At 59.4% G+C, this 8,130-nt stretch carries 7 protein-coding genes and 2 tRNA genes; 3 read left to right on the top strand and 6 right to left on the bottom strand.

Annotation, left to right across the window (positions count from 1 at the left end; genetic code table 11):
• Positions 1 to 2: 2 nt before the first annotated feature.
• Positions 3 to 2,225 (bottom strand): formate dehydrogenase subunit alpha, encoded by a 2,223-nt coding sequence (fdhF, locus tag ABHR76_RS04395; RefSeq protein ID WP_346976911.1) that lies wholly within the window; start codon positions 2,223 to 2,225, stop codon positions 3 to 5.
• Between the two features lie 76 nt (positions 2,226 to 2,301).
• Complete coding sequence (locus ABHR76_RS04400) at positions 2,302 to 2,820, bottom strand: 4Fe-4S dicluster domain-containing protein (RefSeq protein WP_346976912.1); 519 nt, start codon at positions 2,818 to 2,820, stop codon at positions 2,302 to 2,304.
• 428 nt (positions 2,821 to 3,248) lie between these two features.
• On the opposite strand from ABHR76_RS04400, the gene ABHR76_RS04405 reads away from it, so the two are divergent.
• The 3 genes from ABHR76_RS04405 to ABHR76_RS04415 all read left to right on the top strand — a co-directional run bounded on the left by ABHR76_RS04405 (position 3,249) and on the right by ABHR76_RS04415 (position 5,303).
• A complete protein-coding gene (locus ABHR76_RS04405; RefSeq protein ID WP_158554596.1) occupies positions 3,249 to 3,572 on the top strand; it encodes a type II toxin-antitoxin system RelB/DinJ family antitoxin in 324 nt (107 codons plus the stop codon).
• Positions 3,565 to 4,041, top strand: coding sequence for a type II toxin-antitoxin system VapC family toxin (locus ABHR76_RS04410; protein ID WP_346976913.1), 477 nt, complete (start codon positions 3,565 to 3,567; stop codon positions 4,039 to 4,041). The genes ABHR76_RS04405 and ABHR76_RS04410 overlap by 8 nt, the downstream gene beginning before the upstream one ends.
• A 266-nt stretch (positions 4,042 to 4,307) precedes the next feature.
• A complete protein-coding gene (locus tag ABHR76_RS04415; protein WP_346976914.1) occupies positions 4,308 to 5,303 on the top strand; it encodes a hypothetical protein in 996 nt (331 codons plus the stop codon).
• A 212-nt stretch (positions 5,304 to 5,515) separates the two neighbouring features.
• On the opposite strand, the gene ABHR76_RS04420 is transcribed toward ABHR76_RS04415, so the two are convergent.
• From ABHR76_RS04420 to ABHR76_RS04435, 4 genes are all read right to left on the bottom strand, one after another.
• Positions 5,516 to 5,589: transfer RNA gene (locus ABHR76_RS04420), tRNA-Gly, on the bottom strand.
• A 6-nt stretch (positions 5,590 to 5,595) separates the two neighbouring features.
• Positions 5,596 to 5,672: transfer RNA gene (locus ABHR76_RS04425), tRNA-Pro, on the bottom strand.
• Positions 5,673 to 5,763: 91 nt separating this feature from the next.
• Positions 5,764 to 7,122 (bottom strand): branched-chain amino acid transport system II carrier protein, encoded by a 1,359-nt coding sequence (brnQ, locus tag ABHR76_RS04430; protein ID WP_346976915.1) that lies wholly within the window; start codon positions 7,120 to 7,122, stop codon positions 5,764 to 5,766.
• 77 nt (positions 7,123 to 7,199) lie between these two features.
• Positions 7,200 to 8,130, bottom strand: a 931-nt coding sequence (locus tag ABHR76_RS04435; protein WP_346976916.1) for an aminotransferase class V-fold PLP-dependent enzyme, incomplete at its 5' end; no start/stop codon positions are given.

Below are 8,130 nucleotides of genomic sequence, written 5' to 3' on the forward strand. Positions count from 1 at the left end.
GACTACACGATTTGATTCACGTGTGTCTCGTCGTCGAACTTGGCGGCGCCGGGCTCAACGTCCTGGGGAGCGGCGGAGTCGACCAGAGCCTGCTTGAGCTCGGTGTACTGACGCTCGACCTCGCCCTCGGCCCAGACCTGGTCGGCGATAGCGTCGACCTGGCAGGCGGAGAACTTGTCCTCGGGCGTGTGCGAGACCGGGTCGACCTTGTGCATGGTCAGCTCGTTGCACTTGCCGATCCACCACTGGTAGGTCATATAGACCGTGCCCTTGTTGATACGGTCGCTCACGTCGGCTCGGCTGTATACCTGGCCGCGGCGGCTGTGAATCGAGACGATGTCGCCGTTCTTGATGCCGCGCGCCTGGGCGTCCGCGGGATTCATGCGGACAAAACCGGGCTCGTCGGCGAGTAGCGCCAGCGTCTTGCAGTTGCCGGTCATCGAGCGGCAACTGTAGTGGCCGACCTCGCGGACGGTGCACAGGATGAGCGGGTACTCATCGTCGGGAAGCTCGGAGGGCGCCTCCCAGTCGTGCGCCATCAGGTTGGCGCGACCGTCCTTGGTGGTGAACTTGCCGCCAGCGAACATGTCGGGCGTACCGTGGTCGTTCACATCGGTGCTCTTGACGGGCCACTGGGCGTAGCCGCCCTCGGGAGCCATCTTCTCGTAGGTCGCGCCCACAAAGTTGGGGCACAGGCTAATGCACTCGTTCCAGATCTGCTCGGTGTTGTCGTAGTGCATGGGGTAGCCCATGCGCGTAGACAGGTCCGCGAAGATCTCCCAGTCGTGGCGGCACTCGCCCTTGGGCGGAACGGCCGCGTCAAAATGCTGGAAGCTACGGTCGGATGCGGTAAAGACACCCTCGTGCTCGCCCCAAGAGGTGGCAGGCAGGATGACGTCGGCGAGCATGGTCGTCTGCGTCATAAAGATGTCCTGGCAAATGAACAGATCCAGCTCGGAGAGCGTCTTGCGCATACCGGCCGAATCGGGCTCGGTCTGCACCGGGTCCTCGCCGTAGTTGTAGAAGCAGTGCACCTTGCCCTCGTCGACCAGGTGGCCCAGGTCGGTGAGCTTATAGCCCTCCTCGAGCGGGAGCTTTTCCTCGGGCACGCCCCAAGCCTTGGCAAACTTGGCACGCACTGCCGGGTCGGTGACCTTCTGGTAGCCAGGGTACAGGTTGGGCAGCATGCCCATATCGCAGGAGCCCTGGACGTTATTCTGACCGCGCACGGGCGCGAGGCCGGAATTGGGTTTGCCGATCTGGCCGGCAACGCAGGCGATGGAGGCGATGGTGTGCACCGTCTTCAGGTTCTGCTTCTGCTGGCATACGCCCATGCCCCAGCCAATGATGGCAGAGGGCTTCGCCGTGGCGTACATCTCGGCAGCTTGGTGGATCAGCGCGGGCTCGACACCCGTGATGTCCTGTACGGATTCGGGAGTGTAGTTCTTGATGGTCTCCCACCATTCGTCAAAGCCGTTCGTGTGCTCGGCGACGAATTCCTTGTCGTAGAGGCCATCGTTGACCAAGCAGTTGGCAAAGGCGTTGAGGAACGCAACGTTGCAACCGTTCTTGATCGGAAGGTAGAGATCGGCGATACGCGCGGTTTCGATATGGCGCGGGTCGGCGACGATGATCTTGCAACCCTTTTCTTTGGCTCGCACGATACGCCTTGCGACGATGGGGTGCGAATCGGCAGGGTTATAGCCGAAGAGGAAAATGCAGCCCGCATCCTCCATACCGGGGATGGAGCATGACATGCAACCTGAACCAACCGTGTCCATCAGACCGAGGACAGTAGGGCCGTGTCAAGTACGGGCGCAGTTGTCCACGCTGTGGGTGCCGATGCACGCACGCGTAAACTTCTGCATGACGTAGTTCGCCTCATTGCCGCCGCCTCGCGAAGAGCCGGTGGTCATGACAGCGTTAGGACCATATTCGTCAATTATGGCCTGCATCTTAGATGCGGTGAAATCCAGTGCCTCGTCCCAGCTTACGCGCTCAAGATCCGCGCCCTTAGTGCGGCGGATCATCGGGTGCAGTACGCGAGGAGTCAAGATCTTGGTGTCGTTGATGAAGTCGTAGCCGCTCATGCCCTTAAGGCACAGCTCGCTCTGGTTGGTGATGCCGTTGAGCGGTTCGGTGCCCACGACCTGGCCGTTTTGGACCAGGAGGTTAAACTGGCAACCGGCGCCGCAGTACGGGCAAATCACTTTATGCTTCTCCATGACACCCTCCTTCCTTTTTCTGCTACCGATTACTCGGTTCTTATTTGACAATCATTGGGCCTGTATGGCCGGCCGTTTACGCCTCGTTTTCGATGGTGGCGCGGGCACGCTCGGCAGTCAGTTCTGCCAGGCGCTCCTCGTCTACCAGGGTGAGGCCCTTGGTCGGGCACGCCTCGGCACACGCCGGACCGCCGGGACGCTCCACGCACAGGTCGCACTTGAGCACGAAGCTCTTGGTCTGCGAACCCACGCGCACGTCACCCATCAAGACGGGGACCTGCGTGGTCGCCACGCTCACGGCGCCAAAGGGGCATGCCATGACGCAGCTCTTGCAGCCGATGCAGTTGTCCTCGTTGACGCCGATACGATGGTTCTTTGGATCAAAGAACAAGGCGCCCGTAGGACAGGCCTTCGCGCACGGAGCGTCCTCGCAGTGGTGACATGCCACCGGCGCGGAGATCTCGTAGGTGCGCGTTACGCGCAAGCGAGGTGCGGCGATGTTGCCGGGAATATCGTGTGCCTCGATGCACGCCGCCATACAGGTTTGGCACCCAATGCAGCGCGAGGAATCGGCTACGACTCGTTTATTGCCCATGTTGTTCACTCCCTCCTGAATCCCATGCCGGAGAGACCCTGTCGACGTTGCCCCGGACCGCCCGTGGTCCGGCATCGACGTATCGAGCACATGCGGCGAAACAGGCACTCGGTAGAATTTCTCCAACGGTATACAGGTCGAATATACGCAGTTGCAGGGGGCAAACTTGAGCAAAACCCCTGCAATACGGGTGTATTGCAGGGGTTTTGGCAGGTTGGAATTATTCTCGATAGGATATAAAGGTGAGTGTATTACACGCGTACGTTCGAGAGAGATTTCAAGCCCGCTTCTAAAGGATGTAGTACGTTTGTAATATTGTTCACACTCAATTACTCGAGTGCAATAAAGTAGTCGTTATAAAATTGGCTATTATTAGCCGATACTGTATTTGACTATTCATATTGCCCGCTCATTAAGGGAGGCCAGTGATGTCATCGACTCAAAAACGAGCCATCCTGCAGGTGCGCATTCGCGAGGAAGACAAGCAGCATGCCGAGCATCTCTACGACGCCATGGGCACATCGCTTGCCGAGGCCGTGCGCCTTTTTGTCGCGCAGAGTATTTTGATGCGCAAGCTTCCCTTTCAGCCGGTCGCCGTGCGCTCAAAGGACGGCACCGCCGCCTATGGATCGCTCAAAGCATATGGGGACCCCAATCGCCGCTCCGAGGAGCGCAATGCCTGGATTGAGTATCTTGCCACAGAAAGCGACGATTCGATTTTGGGTCCCGAGGAAGTAGATATCCATGAGTAGCACCATCATCGACGAGACCGTCATCCTACGCTACATGCTTGACGACGACGAAATTCTGTCACCGCGCGCCGCCAAGGTCATCGCTACGCGTACCGCTCGTGTCTACCCCGAAATCATCACGCGCGTCGTGGTCACGCTGCGCGACGTCTATAAGGTTCCCCGCGTTGAGATTGCCGCGGCCATGAAAAGGCTGCTCGATGACGTCATGGTCGACGAGCCCACCGTTGTCGCCCTTGCCGTCAAACTCTTTGGCAAGACCCATATGGACTTTACCGACTGCCTCCTCGCAGCCCGAACCGCCATCTACAACGATGATGTCGTGAGCTTTGGCAAGCCCATCATCCAAGGCATGATCGATTACCGCCACAAGCGCCAAACCGCCGCCGGTGCTCGCGACCGCGCCGCCGAAGCCCGCAGCCGAAGCACCGACTCCACCATCGACAAGCTCCGCCACCAATCCCGCCACTAGCCCCATCCCCTCCTAAGTTGCGGTGAAATAGTTCCTGATTAAGGCTTATTCGAGCTTTTCAGGAACTATTTAACCGCAACTTTCTGTAAGGGTGGTTTTAAGTGCCGCCGAGGGGCACTAATCAACCGTTTGCCGATATGTTTGGCTCTGACTCATGACTCTGACCTGCCCCGTCAAGCTTTTGGTCAGTTCATGGCAAGGTCTGGCGGACCAAATATGGGATAGCGTAGTGTCATTCACTCCCCCTCGAGACCATGGGGTCGAAAATGAGTCATGATAAACGCTGTTCCAAACCGCAAGTAGAGCTGTTCTTCCGGTTATTCGAGGCCCATCATGGCGGGCATCTGTTTGTAGCTACCAAAAAATGGGATGAACGCTGTGCCTACGCGCTCATGCAAAAAGAGATGATTATTCGACTCTACAACCATGTCTACGCTGATCCCGCGTATTGGAATGACCTCGGCGTCGAAGATCGCATCTTTCAATTGGCATCCGCTATTGCGGTCGTTGAACCGGATGCCGTGTTTTGTGGAGCAACGGCGGCACTGCTCTATGGCATCGGTTCTGCATATTCGCTTCTCGACAAGGTGCAAGTGCTGCTGCCGCGTTCCACCAGACGCGATATGTACGAATTCGTTGAATACCGACGCTGGCGGCCGGGCGACGTATGGCAGCTCGGCCCGTTTACGTTAACGGATCCATATCGCACGGTGGTCGACATCGCCCGAACGAGCGCCTTTCGATATGCACTAGGCTATGTCGACGGGCTGGCTCGTGAGTACGGTGTCGAGCGTGAAGAATTGCGTTCATATGCACAAGCGAACTGCCGTGGACTGCACGGCATCGCGCGTGCATTTGACGTTTTTGAACACATGGATGGCAGATCGGATAACGGTGGAGAATCCGAAGCGCGGGCGGCAATGATTCTGGCGGGAGTTGCCGCTCCCGAACTTCAGGTTGAAATCACTCGGCCTGGAAACGCCGGCTATTATTTGGCAGATTACGGCTGGCAAATGCCAAACGGCTCTTGGATGCTGGCTGAGCTGCATGGACTAGGCAAGTTTGAGGACGATGCCCAAAATGATCCGGAACATGCTGCGGCAAAAACCTATCGAGATGCCCTCGTGCGCGACGCGAACCTGCGTGCCATGGGCCACAACGTCATTCATTTCAAGCTCTCAGACACCTACGATGTCAAAGCGTTCGGCTCCATGATGCGCGGCTACGGTATTCCAACCACAAAACCCTACGCAGACTCCTGACCGGCTGTCCTCATCTTCTCGACAACAGAACCCATCATCGACCCAGACCGCTCAGCCTCAATAAGTTGCGGTGAAATAGTTCCTGGATAACAGCTTTTGCGGCTAATCCAGGAACTATTTCACCGCAACTTAGGAGGGAATGTGGGGTCCCCGACATGTATATGAAAATGGCTCTGGTCCCAAAAAGGAACCAGAGCCATTTATCTATCCTATGGAGCGGGCGACGGGAATCGAACCCGCGTCATCAGCTTGGAAGGCTGGGGTTCTACCATTGAACTACGCCCGCAAGATATGGTCGGGACGACAGGATTTGAACCTGCGACATCCTGCTCCCAAAGCAGGCGCGCTACCAAACTGCGCCACGTCCCGAAGGTGTTGAGCAGCTAAGGCATAAACCTTGCGTGTCCCAAAGCGAAGGAAATTATAGGGGAGACTTCCCGCCTGTGCAAGCGACGAAACCCTAGCTCCTCGAATGTGTGACAAACTGGCTATGAACCAGACCGATCACAAACGCCGCCACAGCAACCGGTGCCCACGCAGCACCGATATCTGCCAGTGGCAGCGCATCAAACGGTAGCCACGCGCCCGCAAAGAACGCGTCGCGAACCGAGGTGATCACGCTCTGTACCGCGACAACGCCGCCGACCCAGACCCATACCTGCGAATGCGCGTCGCAAAAGCCGTGCACCAGGCCCATAAGTACCAGCACGATGGCAACGGGATACAGGGCATTGAGCATAGGCACCGAGAACATAAGGATCACGTCGAGGCCCACGTTGGAGAGCACGCACGAAAACGCTGCGAACACAAAGGCGAGAATCGCGAAGGGGCGGCGCATGGCCTCCTCGGAAGCCTCCGCTCCCCCTTCGACCACATACGTCTCGCAGAAGTAACGCGAGCAGCAGCTGATAAGGCCGATGCACACGTTCATGCAAGCGAGGAAGAAAATCGCAAAGACGACAACCGTGCCAGCAAGACCAAAGTGCATAGAGGCAGAACGCGCAAGGATCGCGGCGCCGTTGGTGGCGTCGGGCATAACCGTGCCGAGCTGCATACCGGCAAGCGCCAAGCCGCAGTAGATGATGGCCATAAGCACGCCGGCGATTACACCGGAACGCGAAATCTCAAAGGCCACGCGCTTGTCATCGGTAACACCCAGCTCGTGGATGGTCTCGGCGATGATGATGCCGAAGGCGAGCGACGCGAGCAGGTCCATGGTCTGATAGCCGGTCAAAAAGCCCTGCACGGCAGCGCCTGCATCATAGGGAGCTTGCGGGGCGGCAGCCGGTCCCAGCGGCGAGATCACGGCGGCACCCACGACCAGCACGATGAGCGCAATGAGCGCGGGGCCCGTAATGCGGCCGAGCACGCGCGTGATGACGCCCGGACGCAGCGTGAGCGCAAACGCGACGACAAAGAAGCCAACGGCAAACACCAGGCGAGCCGTGCCAAGCGAAACACCCTCGGGCAGCAGCGGCACCAGCATTTCGAACGCCGTAGAGCTTGTGCGAGGAATAGCCAGGCACGGACCGATGGCCAGATAGACCGCCGCAACGAAGAATTCACCAAACTTGGGATGCACGCGGCCGGCCAGCTCGCGGGCCGTGCCGGCGAGCGCGACGGCGATAAATCCCATGACGGGCAAACCGATAGCGGCAATCAGAAAGCCGAACATGGCGACCGGCGTGGCTGAACCTGCTTGCAGCGCCAGCAGCGGCGGAATGATAAGGTTGCCGGCGCCAAAGAGCATCGAGAACAGGGCGATACCGACGGTAACGACATGGTCGGAGCGCAGGCCGCGCGGAGCGGATGAGGCCATAGGCACACCTTTCGGGTCGAAACAAAAACGGGACGGGCAAATACACCCGTCCCGCAAGTATAAACGGTCTAGCAGCTTTAGCAGGCTAAATCGCGCAAAGCGTCAATCGCGGTATCGACTTCCTCGTCCGTGTTGAAATACCCAAACGAGAAGCGAACGACACCCTGGCGCTCGGTCCCGAGCGCGCGGTGCATGAGCGGAGCGCAATGGGCGCCGGGGCGCGTCGCAATCCCCCACCCTTGCATGAGCGCGTCCGAGATCTCGGCAGAGTCGATATCACCCACGTTGAGTGAGACGATCGCCGAGCGCACGGGCTGGTCAAACGCACCGTAGAGCTTAATCCCCGGAATCTCGCGCACGCCAGCGAGAAAGCGATCAGCCAGCGCTCGCTCATGCGCCGCGATCGCCTCGACCCCGCCTTGCGCCTCGATAAAGTCGAGGCCGGCAGAAAGGCCCGCGATGCCGTGGCCGTTGAGCGTGCCCGCCTCAAGACGCGTGGGCCACTCAAGCGGCTGCAGCGCATCGAAGCTGTGCACACCCGTGCCGCCCATGGCCCACGGCCACACGTCAATGCCCTCCGCCACGGCCAGCCCGCCGGTCCCCTGCGGACCCATGAGTCCCTTGTGGCCAGTAAAGCACACCACGTCGAGCCCCATGGCCTGCATATCGATATGCGCCGTGCCGGCAGACTGCGAGGCATCGACGATCACCAGCGCGCCGGCCGCATGGGCCATGGCGGCCACGCGCGCAATGTCGACCTCATTGCCGGTCACATTGGAGGCGTGCGTCACCACTACGGCACGCGTGTCAGGCGTCACCAGCCGCTCGAGCTCGTCGTAGTCGAGCGCGCCGCTCGCATCGCAGCCCGCATGCTCAACGGTCACGCCCCGCTCTGCCGCCAGGCGGTTAAGCGGACGTAGCACGGAGTTGTGCTCGAGCACCGTCGTGACCACACGGTCGCCGGGGCACACCACCCCGTTGATGGCGGTGTTGAGCGCCGCCGTAGAG

This window comes from Collinsella aerofaciens, assembly GCF_039752985.1.
In the GTDB taxonomy this organism is placed as follows: Bacteria; Actinomycetota; Coriobacteriia; order Coriobacteriales; family Coriobacteriaceae; genus Collinsella; species Collinsella aerofaciens_BT.